This window comes from Mycobacterium sp. WMMD1722, from assembly GCF_049315205.1.
GTDB lineage: Bacteria > Actinomycetota > Actinomycetes > Mycobacteriales > Mycobacteriaceae > Mycobacterium.
In genome coordinates, this window is the sequence record NZ_CP186056.1 from 2,094,822 (window position 1) to 2,113,416 (window position 18,595).

Annotated in this window: 14 protein-coding genes and 1 pseudogene; 8 read left to right on the forward strand and 7 right to left on the reverse strand. The window is 69.1% G+C overall.

Annotated elements, in window-relative coordinates; all coding sequences use genetic code 11:
- The first annotated feature begins 21 nt into the window (after window positions 1–21).
- A complete protein-coding gene (locus ACN27E_RS09940; protein ID WP_422748647.1) occupies window positions 22–780 on the forward strand; it encodes a sulfite exporter TauE/SafE family protein in 759 nt (252 codons plus the stop codon).
- Here ACN27E_RS09940 and ACN27E_RS09945 read toward each other — a convergent pair.
- The 3 genes from ACN27E_RS09945 to ACN27E_RS09955 all read right to left on the reverse strand — a co-directional run bounded on the left by ACN27E_RS09945 (window position 771) and on the right by ACN27E_RS09955 (window position 4,428).
- Entirely contained in the window at window positions 771–1,850 is a 1,080-nt protein-coding gene (locus tag ACN27E_RS09945) for a phosphotransferase family protein (RefSeq protein WP_422748649.1), read from the reverse strand. The two genes, ACN27E_RS09940 and ACN27E_RS09945, sit on opposite strands and share 10 nt — an antisense overlap.
- A gap of 12 nt (window positions 1,851–1,862) precedes the next feature.
- Window positions 1,863–3,599, reverse strand: coding sequence for a ubiquinone-dependent pyruvate dehydrogenase (gene poxB / locus ACN27E_RS09950; RefSeq protein WP_422748651.1), 1,737 nt, complete (start codon window positions 3,597–3,599; stop codon window positions 1,863–1,865).
- A gap of 70 nt (window positions 3,600–3,669) precedes the next feature.
- Window positions 3,670–4,428 carry an SDR family NAD(P)-dependent oxidoreductase gene (locus ACN27E_RS09955; protein WP_422749775.1) on the reverse strand — a complete coding sequence of 253 codons (759 nt, stop codon included), beginning with the start codon at window positions 4,426–4,428 and terminating at the stop codon, window positions 3,670–3,672.
- Window positions 4,429–4,527: 99 nt separating this feature from the next.
- Between ACN27E_RS09955 and ACN27E_RS09960 the strand changes: the two genes are divergently transcribed.
- The 5 genes from ACN27E_RS09960 to ACN27E_RS09980 all read left to right on the forward strand — a co-directional run bounded on the left by ACN27E_RS09960 (window position 4,528) and on the right by ACN27E_RS09980 (window position 11,370).
- Window positions 4,528–6,072, forward strand: coding sequence for a molybdopterin-dependent oxidoreductase (locus tag ACN27E_RS09960; RefSeq protein WP_422749776.1), 1,545 nt, complete (start codon window positions 4,528–4,530; stop codon window positions 6,070–6,072).
- 88 nt (window positions 6,073–6,160) lie between these two features.
- Window positions 6,161–7,270: a PE-PPE domain-containing protein gene (locus ACN27E_RS09965; RefSeq protein WP_422748653.1), complete on the forward strand. Its 1,110-nt coding sequence runs from the start codon at window positions 6,161–6,163 to the stop codon at window positions 7,268–7,270.
- Window positions 7,271–7,311: 41 nt separating this feature from the next.
- Window positions 7,312–8,862 carry an ATP-dependent DNA ligase gene (locus ACN27E_RS09970; protein WP_422748655.1) on the forward strand — a complete coding sequence of 517 codons (1,551 nt, stop codon included), beginning with the start codon at window positions 7,312–7,314 and terminating at the stop codon, window positions 8,860–8,862.
- A gap of 76 nt (window positions 8,863–8,938) precedes the next feature.
- Window positions 8,939–11,233, forward strand: a complete 2,295-nt coding sequence (locus tag ACN27E_RS09975) for a carbon starvation CstA family protein (protein ID WP_422748657.1) — start codon at window positions 8,939–8,941, stop codon at window positions 11,231–11,233.
- Complete coding sequence (locus ACN27E_RS09980) at window positions 11,179–11,370, forward strand: YbdD/YjiX family protein (RefSeq protein ID WP_422748660.1); 192 nt, start codon at window positions 11,179–11,181, stop codon at window positions 11,368–11,370. Before ACN27E_RS09975 ends, ACN27E_RS09980 begins: the two co-directional genes overlap by 55 nt.
- A 12-nt stretch (window positions 11,371–11,382) precedes the next feature.
- Here the strand turns inward: ACN27E_RS09980 and ACN27E_RS09985 are convergent, their stop codons facing one another.
- From ACN27E_RS09985 to ACN27E_RS10000, 4 genes and pseudogenes are all read right to left on the reverse strand, one after another.
- Window positions 11,383–12,435: a TIGR03857 family LLM class F420-dependent oxidoreductase gene (locus tag ACN27E_RS09985; RefSeq protein ID WP_422748662.1), complete on the reverse strand. Its 1,053-nt coding sequence runs from the start codon at window positions 12,433–12,435 to the stop codon at window positions 11,383–11,385.
- Window positions 12,432–12,590: pseudogene (locus ACN27E_RS09990) on the reverse strand (nuclear transport factor 2 family protein); the annotation flags it as partial. The pseudogene ACN27E_RS09990 and the gene ACN27E_RS09985, both read right to left, overlap by 4 nt.
- Before the next feature lie 62 nt (window positions 12,591–12,652).
- The gene (locus ACN27E_RS09995; protein ID WP_422748664.1) at window positions 12,653–13,828 is read right to left on the reverse strand and encodes a thiolase family protein; all 1,176 of its coding nucleotides are present in this window, start codon (window positions 13,826–13,828) and stop codon (window positions 12,653–12,655) included.
- Window positions 13,829–13,925: 97 nt separating this feature from the next.
- Complete coding sequence (locus tag ACN27E_RS10000) at window positions 13,926–15,524, reverse strand: PucR family transcriptional regulator (RefSeq protein WP_422748666.1); 1,599 nt, start codon at window positions 15,522–15,524, stop codon at window positions 13,926–13,928.
- A gap of 134 nt (window positions 15,525–15,658) precedes the next feature.
- Here ACN27E_RS10000 and ACN27E_RS10005 point away from each other — a divergent pair, with 134 nt between their 5' ends.
- Both ACN27E_RS10005 and ACN27E_RS10010 read left to right on the forward strand, forming a co-directional pair.
- Entirely contained in the window at window positions 15,659–17,152 is a 1,494-nt protein-coding gene (locus ACN27E_RS10005; RefSeq protein ID WP_422748668.1) for a CoA-acylating methylmalonate-semialdehyde dehydrogenase, read from the forward strand.
- Between the two features lie 11 nt (window positions 17,153–17,163).
- A complete protein-coding gene (locus tag ACN27E_RS10010; RefSeq protein WP_422748669.1) occupies window positions 17,164–18,555 on the forward strand; it encodes an aspartate aminotransferase family protein in 1,392 nt (463 codons plus the stop codon).
- Window positions 18,556–18,595 lie beyond the last annotated feature (40 nt).

Genomic DNA, 18,595 nt, shown 5'->3' on the forward strand with positions numbered 1-18,595 from the left:
GTCGGCGATGTGGACAACCCGATGACCTGGCAAGACGGCCTTTTCCTGTGCATCGCCGGGGTGGCCGGCGGATTGACCGGAAGCATCGCCGGGCTGGCGTCGGTGGCCACCTATCCCGCGCTGCTCGTGGTGGGTCTACCGCCGGTGGCGGCGAACGTGACCAACACGGTGGCGGTGGTCTTCAACGGAGTCGGCTCGATCTGGGGCTCCCTGCCGGAGCTGCGGGGCCGCAGCCGATGGCTGCGGCGCATCGTTCCCGGGGCGGCACTCGGCGGCGTCACCGGCGCGATGCTGCTGCTGTCGACCCCCGCGGACGGGTTCGAGAAGCTGGTTCCGATTCTGATCGCCCTGGCCGCGGTCGCGATCCTGATCCCGCGCCGCCCCCGGGCCGGCACCGCCGGCGACGGGCCCCGGTCACGCTGGGCGGCGCTCGGTCACGTCGGGGCGATCTCGCTGATCTGCGTCTACGGCGGGTATTTCGGGGCCGCCGCCGGCGTGCTGCTGCTGGCCCTGCTGCTACGCACCGGCGAGACGATGCCCCATGCCAGCGCCGACAAGAACGTCATCCTCGCCACCTCGAACGTGGTCGCCGCCGCGATCTTCGTGTTCCTCGCACCCGTGCACTGGCCGGCGGTACTGACCCTCGGTGCGGGCTGCCTGGTGGGCTCTCGGTTGGGACCGATCGTCGTGCGGCATGCCCCTGCGACGCCGCTGCGGCTGGCCATCGGCGTGGCCGGGCTGGCACTGGCGGTCAAACTCGGCGTCGACGCCTACCGCTGATCGAGATCAAAGGGGTTGTCGCCCTTGGCGACCCGGCTTCCCAGCTCGATGAGGTTCTGAGCTGAGGCGTGCAACCGCTCCCCCGCCTCCGAGGTCGCCCGTCCGGCGAGATAGCGCGACCACGTGCCCTCGATGACGATGGCCAGTTTGAAGCAGGCCATCGCGAGATACCAGTCCAGATGGCGAGTTTCGCGGCCCCCGGCCGCCAGATATGCCTCGAGGAGTTCACCGCGGCTCGCGAGACCGCCGAGCGCGGCCAGGGCCGAGCCGGCGTCGATCGGATTGGGATGCAGCGGCCAACAGATCAGGACCCAACCCAGATCGAGCAGCGGGTCACCGACCGTACACATCTCCCAGTCGATGAAGGCGGCGAGCTCGGGCCGGTCGCGCCGCAGCAGCACGTTGTTCAGATGGGCGTCACCGTGCATGATCCCGGGCTCGCCGTCCGGCGGCTGATGGGTCGTGAGCCACTCCGCCAGTGCCGCGACCGCCGGGAACGATTCGGGGGCGTAGTTCTCATGGCGGTAGCTCTCGAGCAGCCGCAGGAACTGCGGAACCTGACGTCCCACAAACGATCCCGGTCGTCTGATCGCCGCCAGTTCGCTACCCTCCCAGTCGACGCGGCCGAGTCGGGCCAGACTGGCCGCGTAGGACAGCCCGACCGCGTGCCGCACGCCGGCATCGCGGGAGTAGACCTGGCTCACCTCGGTGCCGGGATTGAAGCCGTCGACCTCCTCCATGAGATAGAAGACCACGCCGAGCACGTCGAGATCCGCACAGCCGGCGATGAAACCGGGGTGCGGGACGTCGCTGCCCGCCAGCGTGCGCAGCACCGCGATCTCGCGCTGCATGGTCTTGTCGCTGGTCGGTCTGGGATGCACCGGCGGTCGCCGCAACACCATCGGCCGGCCGTCGACGTGCACCCCCCGCACCACGACGTTCTGCGTGCCTCCGGTCAGCGGGGCGACATCGGTCACGGTGTCGCCGAGCCCGGTGGCGCGCACCCAACGGGTCAGCGCGACGACGTCGTCGCGGGACAGGCTCGGCAACTCGGGCGCATCCTCGGGCATGCAGACAGGCTGTCAGTCCAGGATCCGCCGCGCCACGTTGGTGCTGACCAGGTCGAGCAACTCGTCGCCGCGGCCGGCGAGAATGGTGCGAATCGCGTACAGCGAGAAGCCTTTCGCCTGCTCCACCGTGATCGCCGGCGGGATGGACAGCTCCTGGCGGGCGGTGACGACGTCCACGACGGCGGGCCCGTCGTGAGCCAGCGCATCGGTGAGCGCCTGTTCGAGGTCGCCGGGCGCCTCGACCCGCCGGCCGAACGCACCCATCGCCTGCGCGACGGCCGCGAAGTCGGGGTTGACCAGCTCGGTCCCGAAGTTGACGACGCCCGCCGCCTTCATCTCCAGTTCGACGAAATTCAGCGACGAGTTGTTCAACACCACCACCGTGACGGGTAACCGGTTCTGGATCAGGGTGATCAGTTCGCCGAACATCATCGTCAGCCCGCCGTCGCCGGCCAGCGCCACCACCTGGCGGCCCGGCAGAGCCGTCTGGGCACCGATCGCCAGGGGTAGCGCGCAGGCCATCGTGCCGTGGTTGAAGGAGCCGATCAACCGGCGCCGCCCGTTCATCCGCAGATAGCGCGCCGCCCACACCACCGGTGAGCCCACGTCACAGGTGAACACCGCGTCATCGGTGGCGAGTCGATCCAGCAGTCCCGCAACGTATTCGGGCCGGATCGGGCTGCGGTCGCGATCGTTGACGGCCAGCGAGTCCAGCGATGCGCGGGTGCGACGGTAGTGGCGCAGCGAGCGGTCCAGATGGTCGCGGTCGGTCTTGGGCCTCAGCAGCGGTCGCAGCGCGGCGAGCGTGTCGGCGACGGTTCCCACCAGCCCCAACTCCACCGGCGTGCGGCGGCCGAGGTGGCGGCCGCGGATGTCGACCTGGATGACCCGCGCGTGGTCGGGATAGAACTGCCCGTAGGGAAAGTCGGTGCCGAGCATGAGCAGCACGTCCGATTCCTTGATCGCCTTGTATCCGGACGCGAATCCGAGCAGGCCGGTCATACCCACGTCGAACGGGTTGTCGTACTCGATGAACTCCTTGCCGCGCAACGCATGCACGATCGGTGCGTTCAGTACCGCCGCGGTGTCGACCAGCGCATCGTGGGCACCCGCAGCCCCCGCGCCGCCGAGGATGGTGACCCGCTGCGCGTCGTTGAGGATGTCGGCGGCCCGCCGCAGCGAGTCGTCGTCGGGGCGTACCACCGAGTTGCTCGCCACCACAGGGCGGGCGTTCCAGCCCGACGGGTCGGCACGTTGCAGGAAGATCTCCCCGGGTACGACGACGACCGCGACACCGTTCTCCTCGACCGCGGCCCGCATGGCCATCGCGAGGATGCGGGGCAGCATCTCGGCAGTGCTGACCAGTTCGCGATAGACGCTGCAGTCGCGGAACAGCTCCTGGGGGTGGGTTTCCTGAAAGTACTCCGATCCGATCTCGGAGCGCGGTATGTGGGCGGCGATCGCCAGCACCGGCACCCGGCTGCGGTGGGCGTCGTAGAGGCCGTTGATCAGGTGCAGGTTTCCGGGACCGCAACTACCGGCGCACACCGCGAGCCGGCCGGTCAGCGCGGCGTCGGCGGCCGCGGCGAAGGCGGCGGTCTCCTCGTGGCGCACGTGCTCCCAGGAGATCGCGCCGCTGCGGCGGATGGCGTCGGTGAATCCGTTGAGGCTGTCACCGGGCAGACCGTAGACGCGGCGTACGCCGCTGATCGACAGGGCCGAGATGACGTGATCAGCGACAGTCGCCACGCGCGCAGCCTATGCGATTTCGGCGTGGAGACGTGCGCGGAGCGCGGGTATCCACGCCGAAATCACAGGTTCACTTGGGGGCGAAGCGCTGTCCGGCGTCCAAGCGGATGCATTGGCCGTTGAGCATCGCGTTCTCGACGATGGCGACCGCGAGTTTGGCGTACTCCTCGGGACGGCCCAGACGCTTGGGGAATGCCGCATCCTTGGTCAGCTGCGCGGCGAATTCGTCCGGGATGCCCTCGGTCAGGCCGGTGGCGAACAGGCTGGGCGCGATCGCGGTCACCCGGATGCCGAGACTGCCCAGGTCGCGGGCCATGGTCAGACACATGCCGGCGATGGCGGCCTTGGACGCGGTGTAGGCGACCTGACCGATCTGACCCTCGAACGCCGCGATCGACGAGGTGTTGATGATGACACCGCGTTCGTCGTCCTCGGGCTCGTTGCGGCTCATGTGCTCGGCGGCCAACCTGCTGATGTTGAAGGTGCCGACGGTGTTGAGATCCTGCACCTGACGGAAGACGTCGAGATCGTGGGGACCGTTCTTGGTGAGTGTCCGCATGGCCGAGCCACCGCCCGCGGTGGTGACCGCGATGTGCAGGCCGCCGAGTGCGTCGACCGCGTCGCCTAGCACCTGTTCGGTGCCGGCGAAGTCCAGCACGTCGACCTCGTGGAAGGTGCCGCCGATGGCGTCGGCGACCTCTTTGCCCTTCGACTGCGGCCGGTCCAGCACCGCGACAGCCGCGCCACGGTGGGCCAACGCCTCCGCGGTGGCCTTGCCGAAACCGGACGCACCGCCGACGATGACGGCCTTCTTGCCCTCGATCTCCATCAGCACCCTTTCCATTTCGTGGTCGATCTGTAAGGCAACCTAGCCGACGTCAGCGAACGGTAAGCCCTTCGGGTGGGTGCGGTGACTACGTTGGCCACCATGGGCGGCGCCGCACGGACATCGCGAGCATGGTGCGGGGTCGCGGCTGCCGCGGTCGCGCTGGGCGTGACCGAACTCGCGGCCGCGCTCTTCGGCCCCGAGGCCGACGCTCGCACCGCCGTCGGGTCCGCGGTCATCGACAACACGCCCGGCAACGTCAAGGAATGGGCGATCTCCACGTTCGGCATGGCCGACAAGCTGGTGCTGTCGCTGCTGGTCCTTTTCGTCATCGCAATGATCGCGGCGGTCGCGGGCAGCCTGGAGAGTCGGCGGGTGCCGATCGGGAGTGTGGCGATTTTCGCCGGCGGGGTGGCCGGCTGCGCCGCGGTGCTGTCCCGATCCGGGGCCACCACGACCGATACGATCCCGACCATCCTCGGCACGCTGGCCGGCATCGCGGTGCTGCGGCTGCTGGTGTCCGGACGCATCGTCGACGCCGGCGAACCGGTCGGCGACGGACCCGACCGCGGTCGACGGTTGTCGCTGGTGGCGATGGGCACCATCGCCGTGGGCGCGGTCGCCGGGGTGGCCGGAGCCGCCCTGTCCCGGCGCGCCGCCTCGGTGGCCGACGACCGCGCCGCGTTCACGGTGCCGCGTCCCGATGTGGCCGCTCCCCCGATCCCGCCGGCCGTACAACCGCCCGGGGTCGACCTGCCGTCCTTCCTCACCAGCAACGCCGACTTCTACCGCATCGACACCGCACTGAGCGTCCCGCAGGTCGACCGCGAGGCATGGCAGCTGCGCATCCACGGCATGGTCGACCGCGAGATCACCTATCGCATGGCCGATCTCGAACAGTTCGAGGCGGTCGAGAAGGTCGTCACGCTGACCTGTGTGTCCAATCCGGTCGGCGGCAACCTGATCTCGAACGCCACGTGGATCGGATATCGGGTGCGAGACCTGCTCGCCCCGGCGGGGATTCACTCCGACGCCGACATGGTCCTGTCGATGTCCCAGGACGGATTCACCGCGGGCACCCCGGTCGAGGCGTTCACCGACGGCCGCGATTCGCTGCTCGCGGTGGGGATGAACGGCCAGCCGTTGCCGGTCGAACACGGATACCCGGCCCGTCTCGTGGTGCCCGGCCTCTACGGGTATGTGTCGGCGACGAAATGGGTGGTCGACCTGGAGGTCACGCGCTTCGACCGGGCCCAGGCGTACTGGACGAGGCTCGGCTGGGCGGCTCGCGGGCCGATCAAGACCGGATCGCGCATCGACGTCCCGCGCAGCGGTGCCGACGTGGCGCAGGGGCCGGTGAGATTCGGCGGGGTGGCGTGGGCGCAGGACCGCGGGGTGCGTTCGGTGGAGGTTCGCATCGATCCCCCCGGCGGCCAGGGCGAGTGGCGGCCGGCCACGCTGGGCGACAGCTACTCCGACGACACCTGGCGGCTCTGGAGTTACGACTGGAACGCCGGTGAGCCAGGCCTGTATTCGATCGCCGTCCGCGCGACGGACAACACCGGTGCCCTGCAGACCCCCGAGCGGGCCGACCCGGTGCCCGACGGCGCCACCGGCTGGCACCAGATCACGTTCGCCGTGCGGTGATCGTCCGGAGAATTCCGCGCTGCTCCCCACGGCTGCTCCACTAAAGTGGTTGCTTCACGGAGTTTGCTGCAACCGGGGGGGTTTCCGTATGACACGCCGACAGCTGGGCCTCGCCGTGGCCGCGGCCGGCGCACTGCTTCTCGCGCCGAACGCCGCTGCACCCGCCGCCTGGGCAGCCACCGCGTACACCATCGAACCGCTCGGCGGCACCGACACCACACCGGCGCTGTTCAATGGCGCCGTGTGCGCGGCATATGAGTGCGTGAAGGTGCCGACCGAGGCGACGGTGGATTTCTCGCACTCCGCCGGAATCCTGGGCGAGGACGGGCCGATCGCGCGCGGGGCCCTGACCCTGGACGGCCTGCTGCGCGGCGACGGCGACGACAAACTCGTCTTCGGATTCTCGCAGGGCGCCCAGATAGCCGGCTTCTGGCTGCGCAACTACGCACCGGACACCACCGTCGGCCGCGACACCACGTCATTCCTGCTCGTCGGGGATCCGGAGAACACCTACGGGGTGCCATGGGCGCCGCGGGTGCCCACGAACACCGGTTTCCCGGTCACCGAGGTGTGGGCGCAGTACGACGGCTGGGCGGACTGGCCGAGTCGGTTCGACCTGCTGGCCGTCGCAAACGCCGTGTACGGCATGTTGTTCGTCCACCCGACCGTCTACGACGACCTCGACCTGGCGGCGGCCGAAGCGGACGGCGAGGTCGTGCAGTGGGAGAACGACGGCATCACCTACAAGATGGTCGCCGACCGGGAGGTCCCGATCCTCGATCCGCTGCGCAATATCGGGCTCGGCCGATTGGCGGATGCGCTCAACGACGATCTGCGCGACCACATCGAGGCGCAGTACGACCGTCCGTCCACCCAGGCGGAGGCCGACGCCGTCTTCGGCACCCGCGACACCGGCGCTCCACCGGCCGAATCCGAGGCGCGCCGCGAATTCGTGCCGGTCAGTCGGGGCAGCGTCGACGGCGCGGATGACGGCGCGGATGACAACGCCACGGCCGAACGCGCCGCGTCCGCTGCGGCCCGCTCGAGCGGCGCCGACCGGGACGGCGGCGATGAAGCCCGTACGGCGCGGCGCACACCGGCCGCATCCACCGCACCGGCAGCACCGACGGGTGTGGAGCGGGCGCGCCCCGACGCCGGCGGCGACGCCGGGGCGAGCACTCCGAGCGGCGTGGCCTGACGACACCGAGCGTTGTCGGTGCCGCATGCCAAGCTGAGCCGATGTTGCTGATCGACGTGGTCGATGCCTCGACGCAGGTCGGTGCGTCCTCGTCGCGGCTGGCGAAGGTCGCGCGGATCGCCGAACTGCTCGATGTGGCGGCCCAGGACGACGCCGTGACCCTGGCCGTCGTGGTGTCGTGGCTGTCCGGTGAGCTGCCCCAGCGCCAGATCGGCGTCGGATGGGCCGCACTGCGGTCACTACCCGCACCCGCCGCGGCGCCGTCACTGACCGTGGCTCACGTCGACACGACGTTCACCGAGATCGGTGCCACCACCGGCAAGGGTTCCCAGGCTCGCCGCGCCGGCCTGGTGGGCGATCTGTTCGCGGCGGCGACCGCGCCGGAGCAGACGTTTCTGCGCCGCCTGCTCACCGGTGAACTCCGCCAGGGCGCGCTGCTCGGGGTGATGGCCGACGCCGTCGCCAAGGCCACCGGCCTGCCCGGCGCGGGTGTCCGCCGTGCGGCCATGCTCGCCGGCGATCTGCCCGCCGTCGCGGCTGCGGCCCTGACCGGCGGGCAGAACGCGCTGGACCAGTTCACGCTGCGGGTGGGCCGCCCCGTTGGGCCGATGCTCGCCCAGACCGCGACCGGAGTTTCTCATGCGCTGGAAAAGCTCAGCGGTGCAGCGGTTTTCGAGGCCAAGCTCGACGGGGCGAGGGTCCAGATCCACCGCCGCGGGTCCGAGGTGTCGGTCTACACCCGCAGCCTCGACGACGTCACCGCCCGGCTGCCCGAGGTCGTCGACGCCGCACTGGCCTGGCCGGTCGACACGGTGATCGCCGACGCGGAGGCGATCGCCCTTCGCCCCGACGGCCGTCCGCACCGGTTCCAGGTGACCGCCTCGCGGTTCGGCCGCAGCGCCGACGTCGCCACCGCACGGGCGGCGCAGCCGCTGTCGGTATTCGTCTTCGATCTGTTGCACGTCGACGGCGTCGATCTCCTCGACCGCTCCACCGTCGAGCGCGCGGCGGCGCTGGACGCGGTGATTCCGGCCGCTCAGCGGGTGGACCGGCTGGTCACCGCCGACGCCGACGAAGCGCAACGGTTTCTCGCCGCGACACTGGCGGCCGGACACGAAGGGGTGATGGCCAAGGCCGCCGACGCACCGTACGAGGCGGGGCGCCGCGGCGCCGGCTGGCTGAAGGTCAAACCCGTCCACACCCTCGATCTGGTGGTACTTGCCGTCGAGTGGGGCAACGGTAGGCGCCGCGGCAAATTGTCGAATATCCACCTCGGCGCCCGGGATCCGGCCACCGGCGGCTTCGTGATGCTCGGCAAGACGTTCAAAGGAATGACCGACGCCATGCTCGACTGGCAGACCGAACGCTTCCTCGCGTTGGCCGACGGACCGACCGACGGCTACATGGTGACGGTGCGACCCGAGCAGGTGGTGGAGATCGCCTTCGACGGCATCCAGAGTTCGACGCGCTATCCGGGTGGAATGGCGCTGCGTTTCGCGCGGGTGGTGCGCTACCGGGACGACAAGCCGGCCGCCGAGGCCGACACCATCGACACCGTGCGAGCGTTTCACGAACCGTCCGCAGACACGTAAAGCCACCGTTTCCTTCCATCCCGATTTTGGTGATGCAAGGATCGACCGCACGCACCGTCGCCAAGGGGGAGAATCAGTGACCGGATCGACCGCGGCACCGTCGGAACGCACCGAGGAACGCGACGGAGACATCGTCTATGTGCGTACCGAACCCGATCTGCCCCCGGTCGCGGTGATCGACCGGTCACCGATCACCGTCAAACACCGGATCGTGTTCGGAGTCATCGCGCTCATCGGTGCGGTGGCGTGGCTGATCATCGCGTTCTTCCGCGGTGAGACGATCAACGCGGTGTGGTTCGTCCTCGCCGCGATCTGCACGTATCTCGTCGCGTTCCGGTTCTATGCCCGGTTCATCGAGATGAAGATCGTTCAGCCCCGTGACGACCTCGCGACGCCGGCCGAGATCCTCGAGAACGCCACCGATTACGTGCCGACCGACCGCCGGGTGCTCTACGGACACCATTTCGCCGCGATCGCCGGCGCCGGCCCCCTGGTCGGCCCGGTGTTGGCGATGCAGATGGGCTTCCTGCCGGGCACCATCTGGATCATCATCGGCGCGGTGGTCGCCGGCTGCGTGCAGGACTATCTGGTGCTGGCGATCTCGGTCCGCCGGCGCGGACGGTCGCTGGGGCAGATGGCGCGCGACGAGCTCGGCACCGTCGGTGGAGCGGCCGCGATCGTCGGTGTCCTGGTCATCATGGTGATCCTGCTGGCCGTGCTGGCGCTGGTCGTCGTGCAGGCGCTCGCCGAGAGTCCCTGGGGAGTGTTCTCGATCGCGATGACCATTCCGATCGCCATCTTCATGGGTCTGTATCTGCGGTTCTTCCGGCCCGGCCGGGTCTCCGAGGTGTCGGTGATCGGGGTGGCGCTGCTGCTGTTGGCGGTGGTGGCGGGCGGCTGGGTCGCCGAGACCGCCTGGGGCGACGAGTGGTTCACGCTGTCGAAGGTGACGCTGTCGTGGTGCATCATCATCTACGGTCTGGCCGCGTCGGTACTGCCGGTCTGGTTCCTGCTGGCCCCTCGCGACTATCTGTCGACGTTCATGAAGGTCGGCACCATCGGCCTGCTCGCGATCGGCATCCTCATCGCCCGCCCGGTGATGGAGGCACCGGCGATCTCCAGCTTCGCCGGATCGGGCACGGGTCCGGTCTTCGCGGGTTCGCTGTTCCCGTTCCTGTTCATCACCATCGCGTGCGGCGCACTGTCGGGTTTCCACTCACTGATCTCCTCGGGCACCACGCCCAAGCTGCTGGAGAAGGAAAGCCAGATGCGGCTGATCGGCTACGGCGGCATGCTCACCGAGTCGTTCGTCGCGATCATGGCGCTGATCACCGCCGCCATCCTCAACCAGCACCTCTACTTCGCGATCAACGCGCCCGCAGCGGCCACCGGCGGGACGGCCGAGACTGCAGCTCAGTACGTCAACGGGCTGGGGCTCTCCGGGGCGCCGATGACCGCCGCCGAGATCAACGACGCGGCCGCCTCGGTCGGCGAGAGCACGATCGTGTCCCGCACCGGCGGCGCCCCGACGTTGGCCTTCGGCATGTCCGAGGTGCTGCACCAGGTGTTCGGTGGAGCCGGTCTCAAGGCGTTCTGGTACCACTTCGCGATCATGTTCGAAGCGCTGTTCATCCTCACCACCGTCGACGCGGGGACCCGGGTGGCGCGGTTCATGCTCTCCGACGGTGTGTCGAACCTCGGTGGCCCGATGCGCCGGTTGCAGGATCCGAGCTGGCGGGTGGGCGCGTGGATCTGCAGCATCGTCGTCGTCGCCGCGTGGGGAAGCATTCTGCTGATGGGCGTCACCGATCCGCTCGGCGGGATCAACACGCTGTTCCCCTTGTTCGGCATCGCCAACCAGTTGCTCGCGGCGATCGCCCTGACCGTCGTCACCGTCGTCGTCATCAAACGCGGTCTGATCAAGTGGGCGTGGATTCCGGGCATTCCGCTGCTGTGGGATCTGATCGTCACGCTGACCGCGTCGTGGCAGAAGATCTTCTCCGGCGACCCCCGGGTGGGCTACTGGACCCAGCACTTCCAGTACCGCGCGGCCCAGGAGGCGGGCGAGACCAGCTTCCTGTCGGCCAAGACGCCAGAGGACATCGACGCCGTGGTGCGCAACACCTTCATCCAGGGCACGCTGTCGATCGTGTTCGCCGTGCTGGTGGTCATCGTGGTCGTCGCCGGAGTGATCGCGGCGATCCAGTCGATGCGCGGGCGCGGTCTGCCGCTCGCGGTGGACGAGCCCGTACCGTCACGGATCTTCGCTCCGTCGGGACTGATCCCGACCCACGCCGAGAAGGAGGTTGCCAAGCAATGGGACGCGCTACCGCGCTCGCACGCCAGATCGGCTGGTATTGGTCAACATTGATGGGCGACAACCACTACCGGCGCTACGTCGAGTACCGCGCCCGCGCCCACCCGGGCGAGCCGGTGCTCTCCGAACGTGACTACTGGCGGATGCGGCACGCCGCGACGGAGGCGAATCCGAACGCTCGCTGCTGCTGACCTGCGGGACGGCTATTCGCTGTGCTGCCAGGCGCGGTAGGCCCGCACGATCGGCTCCAGTTCGTCCGGTGTGGCGCCGTGCATGATCAGCGCGTCCGCGCCGTGATCGAACTCCTCGCGGATCCGGGCCACGCATTGCTCCGGCGAACCGGTTGCCGCGGGCTCGAGCCACTCGTCCGGGATGAGGGTGGCGATGTGCTCGATCTGCTCGGCGGTGGCTTTGTGGTCGATGCCGCCCGCGATCGAGCCGACCACCGCGTCCTGCCGGAACCGTCGCAGCATGTCGGGATCCCACCCGTTGGTGGACACCAGCAGGTCACCGTAACCCTGCAGGTAGGTGGCCAACCGGGCCACCGTCTTCTTCAACCGCAGCTCTTCGGGCAGATGGTCGCCGACGGTGGCGAAGCACGACCACACCCGCACCGTGGCGGGGTCACGGCCCGCCTGCTCGGCGGCGTCTTTGACCGTCTTCACGGCACGCCGCAGGGTCTCCGGCGTGAAGTAGGTGTGCAGGATGACGTCGTCGAACGCCCGCCCGCCGAGCGCCAGGGTCTGCGGACCGAAGGCGACGAGCGCGAGGCGGATGTCCTCGTGGAAAGCCGGGTCGAGAACCAGCACCGGGTATTTGCCGATCGGGCCGTCATGGTCGAGGATCACCTCACCGTGCCAGAGCCGGCGCATGACATCGGCGAAGTCCGCCATCTGTGCGGTGGTCACCGAGGGCACACCGAACGCCTGATAGATCGCTCCGATCCCCCGGCCCAGGCCGAGGGTGAAGCGACCTCCGGACAACCGATGCATGGTGGTGGCCCAGGATCCGGTGATCAGCGGATGCCGGGTGTTGTGGTTGGTGGCCGCCGTGGCGATGTGCATCCGGGTGGTGACGGCACAGGCCGCCCCGACCAGTGACGACGCCTCCTTGACGTTCCAGCGCTCGGAGATGAAGGCGGTACCGAAGCCGAGTTCCTCACCGCGGCGGGCCTCATCCATGAGGGTCGCGGGCCCTTCACCACCTGCCCCGGCCAGCAGGTAGTAACCCAGTTCGTCCAGCGCCCGCTCACTCACGTCCACACTCCCGGTTGGTATCCGCAGTTCCACACCTCGGTGATCCGGCCGTAGAGGACACCGAACACCTCGATGCCGGCGATGCTCGTCTCGGTGCCGTCCTCGAGCTTCATCGGCGCCTGGTAGAGCACGGTGACGTGCTCACCGTCGTCCCCTACCTCTTCGACGGCATCCTCGACGTCACGGGATCACGCTAGCGGTTGACCGACCGGTTGTGTCACACCTCGACGACGACGGCTCCGCCCTGTCCGCCGCCGGCACACATCGCCGCGACGCCGATTCCGCCACCACGCCTGCGCAGTTCGTACACCAGAGTGGTGACCATGCGAGCGCCCGACGCCGCGATGGGATGCCCCAAGCTGCAGCCGCTGCCGGAGACGTTCACCCTCTCCTCGTCGAGTCCGTACTCGCGGCACGCTGCGATCGGGACAGAGGCGAAGGCCTCGTTGATCTCCCACAGCGTCACGTCCGCCGAGGTGAGCCCGGCCCGCTGCAGCACCTTGCCGATGACCGCCACAGCGCCGAGTCCGGTGTCGCGCGGCGCCACACCGGCGGCCGCCCACGCCCGCACCTTCGCCAATACCGGAAGACCTTCAGCCGCGGCGTAACCCGCCTCGACCAGGGCCACCGCGGCGGCGGCGTCGTTGGTCCCGCTGCTGTTGCCGGCCGTGATGGAGAAACCTTCAATCTCCGGATGCAACACCTTCAAACCGGCCAGCTTCTCAACGGTCGTATCGCGGCGGGGGTGCTCGTCGACGCTGAAGTCGACCACCGATCCGTCGAACTGCTCCACCTTGAGCGGGACGATCTCGTCGACGAACTTGCCGGCATCGATCGCGTCGATCGCCCGCTGATGCGAACGCGCGGCCCATGCGTCCATCTCCTCGCGACTGATGCCGGCCGCCTGTGCGGTGTTCCACCCGACCGTGATCGACATGTCCTTGGCGGGAGCGTCCGGCGTCTCGACATGCGTCGGGGGCATCCAGCGCTCCTCGAACGTGAGCTCGGGACCGGGGATGCGCCAGTTGACCAGCGGGGTCATCGACAGCGACTGCACGCCGCCGGCGACCAGGGCCCGCTCCATGCCGGATCCGATCTGCGCGGCGGCGTTACCGATCGCGGTGAGGCTGCCGGCGCAATGCCGGTTGACCGACTGCCCGGGGACGCCCTCCATACCCGACGCCGTCGCGGCGTACCTGGCGAGATCCCCTCCCCCGTAGTGGGATTCGGCGAAGATCAGGTCGTCGAACGCGGCCGGATCGACGCCCGAGCGGCGGACCACCTCCGGCAATACCGTCGTGATGAGCGTTTCGGGTGGCGTGTTGACCAACGCACCTTTGAAGGACCTGCCGATGGCCGTCCGGGCGGCGCTGACGATGACGGGTGTGGCCATGGGTTCCCCTCGCTCGATGAGGTGGGCCGCCGCGACAGCCCGGTTGACAGAAACGGTATCAGGTGTAACGGCGCGGGCTCCACTGCAGCGGCACCGGTCAACCGGCGGCGCGGCTGTCCAGGATCAGCAGCGCGACATGGAGCGAGGTCAGCGATTCAGGATCGTCCAGATCGACGCCCAGGGTCCGGCTGATCGCCGACAGCCGCTTGTAGAGGGCGGGTCTGCTCATGTGCAGCCGCTGCGCCAGCAGCGCCTTGTTCCCCCCGGAGGCGACCAGACGCCGCAGCACCTCGAGATTCGACCGCTGCCCGGCGGCCTCGTCGACCAGCAGTGCGCGCAACTCCGATTCGGCGAACTGCTGCACCCGAGGGTCATCGCGCAGCAGGGCGATCAGCCCGCGCAGTCGGACGTCCGACGCGCGGAACACCCGTCGTGCACTGTCGTCCATCGCGATCGCGACCGCCGCGATGTGCTGGGCCTGCGGCAGGCCGCGGATGGCGTCGGCGACCTGGGTGGAGGATTCGCCCAGCGCACATACGCACCGCTGCGTGCCGTCGAGTCGCAGCAGATCGGCGTGCAACCGCTCGCCGAGCGCGTCGAAGGCCTTGTCCGCGCCGCGGCCGGGGCGCAGCGCCACCAGGGCACCGATCTCGTCGTCACCGCGTACGGAGAACAACCCGCTGTGCCCCGCGGCGTTGACCGCATGGGCGACCGCGTTCAGCAATCCCACGTTGTGACGCTGCGCGGTGACCGGGTCGACCTGAGGGAGCGAACGGGCGACCCGGATCACCACGGGGTGGTAAGCCGATTGCACCCGTAGGCCCAGGGCATGCGCCCGCGCGGCGATCTCGCGGTCGTCGGCGATGCGGCCGGCCAGCACATCCTCCACGAGCCCGCTCTGGGCCTGATGGTGCAGACCGGTGCGATTGCGCTCGATCATCCGGTGCAGCGACAGGGCGGCGGCCGCCCGTTCGAGCACCATCGTCGCCCGCGACGGATCGCCGGGCGGGTGCGGGATGATGAGCCGCCCCCATTCCTCGCCCCGCGGTCCGACGGCGGTGGCCGCCCACGATTCGGCACCGTCGCCACCGGCCGGGGTTCGCCGTGACCGCCGCTCCCAGTCGGTCAGCATGTTCGCCGCCCGGCCGCCGTGGGTGGAGACGATCACCGCCTGGTGAGCCAGATCCTCGAGCACGATCGGTTCGTCGAGGATGTCGGATGCCGCGTCGACGATGGCCACCGCCGAGGCCCGGTTCATGGTCAGCTCGGTGAAGGTCTCGTGCACCCGTCGGTCGAAGGCGACCTCGTCGAACTGCGCGGCCACGATGCGCCGGTGCACCACCTCGGTGACGTCGACGAACCGGATCTCGCGACGCAGGGCGACGAGCGCGAGATCGAGGTGCCGGGCCTGCTCGACCACGGCCGACGGAAGACCACCATGGCCGGGACCCAGCTCGACGACGACCCCGAGCGCACCGGCATCGGCGAGGCCCCGCAGGTACCGGTCGGGGTCGGTGTGCAACGCCGAACCGGTGGTCAGCACCAATTCACCGCCCTGCAGCAGGTCGGACAGGTCGGCCACCTCACCGACGTGCACCCATCGGATCGAGTCCTGCCAGCGGCGGTCGCTGAGGACCTGCGGGTCGCCGGCCTGGATCACCGGCAGCGCGACCACGTCCGCCACGGTCAAACCCATTTACACAGTGTATTCATCGAGTGTGGATTGTTTACACTTCGGCGCCGACACCGCCTATCCGCGGTGGCACAGTGGGAGACGATCCCGCGCGCGATGGGGCGCGCCCGCATCGAGTCGACCGAAAGCGAAACACCGTGACCGCATTGGTTCAGCACTGGCGCAACGGCGCCCTCTTCCCCGGCAACTCCGACCGCACCGCCCCGGTCACCAATCCGGCGACCGGCATGGTCTCCGGGCAGGTGGCGCTCGGCAGCGTCGAGGACGCCCGCGAGGTGATCGCGGCCGCCGCTGCAGCGTTCCCCGCGTGGCGCGACGCGTCGCTGGCCAAGCGCACCCAGGTGCTCTTCAGCTTCCGGGAGCTGCTCAACGCCCGTAAGCACGAATTGGCCGACATCATCACCAGCGAGCACGGCAAGGTCGTCTCCGACGCCCTCGGCGAGGTGTCTCGCGGCCAGGAGGTCGTCGAGTTCGCCTGCGGCATCCCGCATCTGCTCAAGGGCGGATTCACCGAGAGCGCGTCGACGAAGGTCGACGTCTACTCGATCCGCCAGCCGCTGGGGCCGGTCGCCATCATCTCACCGTTCAACTTCCCCGCCATGGTGCCGATGTGGTTCTTCCCCATCGCGATCGCCACCGGCAACACCGTCGTGCTCAAGCCCTCGGAGAAGGATCCGTCGGCCTCCCTGTGGCTGGCGCGGCTGTGGAAGGAGGCCGGCCTGCCCGACGGTGTGTTCAATGTGCTGCAGGGCGACAAGACCGTCGTCGACGAGCTGCTGACCAACCCGCAGATCAAGTCGGTGAGCTTCGTGGGCTCCACGCCCATCGCGCAGTACGTGTACGGCACGGGCACCGCGGCCGGTAAGCGCGTCCAGGCGCTCGGCGGGGCGAAGAACCATGCCATCGTGCTCCCCGACGCCGATCTGGACCTGGCGGCCGACGCCATGGTCAACGCCGGATTCGGTTCCGCGGGTGAACGCTGCATGGCGATCAGCGCCTGTGTCGCGGTGGGCCCGATCGCCGACGACCTGGTGGCCAAGATCGCCGAGCGGACCGTCGGGCTCAAGACCGGTGACGGCACCCGCGACGCCGACATGGGCCCGCTGGTGACCAAGGCCCACCGCGACAAGGTCGCCTCCTACATCGATGCCGGCGAAGCCGACGGAGCCAAGATCGTCGTCGACGGCCGTACGGTGCAGCCCGACGGCGCCGCCGAGGGCTTCTGGCTGGGCCCCACACTGATCGACCAGGTCACCCCCGAGATGAGCGTCTACACCGACGAGATCTTCGGCCCCGTGCTGTCGGTGGTCCGCGTGGAGACCTACGACGAGGCGCTGGAGCTGATCAACACCAACCCGTACGGCAACGGCACCGCCATCTTCACCAACGACGGCGGCGCAGCGCGACGCTTCCAGAACGAGGTCGAGGTCGGCATGGTCGGGATCAACGTGCCCATCCCGGTGCCGATGGCGTACTACAGTTTCGGCGGATGGAAGGCCTCGCTGTTCGGTGACAGCCATGCCCACGGGACCGAGGGCATCCACTTCTTCACCCGAGGCAAGGTGGTCACCCAGCGCTGGCTCGATCCCAGCCACGGCGGCCTCAACCTCGGCTTCCCGCAGAACCAGTGAAAGACACCACCATGACACTGCTCGACCGCTCCGCGTCCGACACCGCCCTGCCCAACGGCCTGACCGTCGACGAGGCCAAGGCCGAGGCCGCCCGCGCCTACGAACTCGACCGCGCCCACGTCTTCCATTCCTGGTCGGCTCAGGCCGAGCTCAAGCCGATGACGATCACCGCGGCCCAGGGTTCCTACGTGTGGGACGGCGAGGGAAACCGGCTGCTCGACTTCTCCTCGCAGCTGGTGAACACCAACATCGGCCATCAGCACCCCAAGGTGGTCGCTGCGATCGCCGATCAGGCGGCCAAACTCTGCACGGTCGCGCCGCAGCATGCGAATGCGGCCCGCTCGGAGGCGGCCCGGCTGATCGCCGAGAAGACCCCCGGTGAGCTCAACCGCGTCTTCTTCACCAACGGCGGCGCCGATGCCGTCGAGCACGCGGTGCGGATGGCGCGGTTGCACACCGGCCGCTACAAGGTGTTGTCCCGGTACCGCTCCTACCACGGCGGCACCGAGACGGCGATCAATCTGACCGGTGACCCGCGCCGCTGGCCCAACGACCACGGCAATGCCGGCATCGTGCACTTCAACGGTCCGTTCCTCTACCGCTCCTCGTTCTATGCCGAGAACGAGCAGCAGGAATGCGAGCGTGCCCTGGAGTACCTCGACAAGCTGATCCAGATGGAGGGTCCGGCGACGATCGCCGCGATCATCCTGGAGACCATCCCCGGTACCGCCGGCATCATGGTCCCGCCGCCGGGGTACCTCGCCGGAGTGCGGGAGCTGTGCGACCGCTACGGCATCGTCTACATCGCCGACGAGGTGATGGCCGGGTTCGGCCGGTCCGGTAAGTGGTTCTCCATCGACCACTTCGACGTCGTGCCCGATCTGCTGACCTTCGCCAAGGGGGTCAACTCCGGCTATGTGCCGCTCGGCGGCGTGGCGATCAGCCCCGCGATCTACGAGACGTTCGCCCATCGCCCCTACCCCGGCGGCCTGACGTATTCGGGTCATCCGCTGGCCACCGCCGCGGCCGTGGCCACGATCACCGCGATGCAGGAGGAAGGCATCGTCGAGAACGCGGCCCGCGTCGGCCGCGAGGTCATCGAACCGGGTCTGCGGGACATCGCCGCCAAGCACCCGAGTGTCGGAGAGGTCCGGGGCCTGGGCGTGTTCTGGGCCGTCGAGCTGGTCGCCGACCAGACCACCCGGGCGCCGCTGGCCGCCTACGGCGGCAGCAGCGAGGCGATGAACGCGACGATCGCGGCGTGTAAGGCCGGTGGACTGCTGCCGTTCGCCAACTTCAACCGCATCCACGTGGTCCCGCCGTGCACCGTCTCCGAGGACGAGGCACGGGAGGGTCTGGCGATCCTCGATCGGGCGCTGGACACCGCTGACAGTCACCTCTGACCGCCGGATCATGACTGTGGGCCGATCACACCACGTGGTC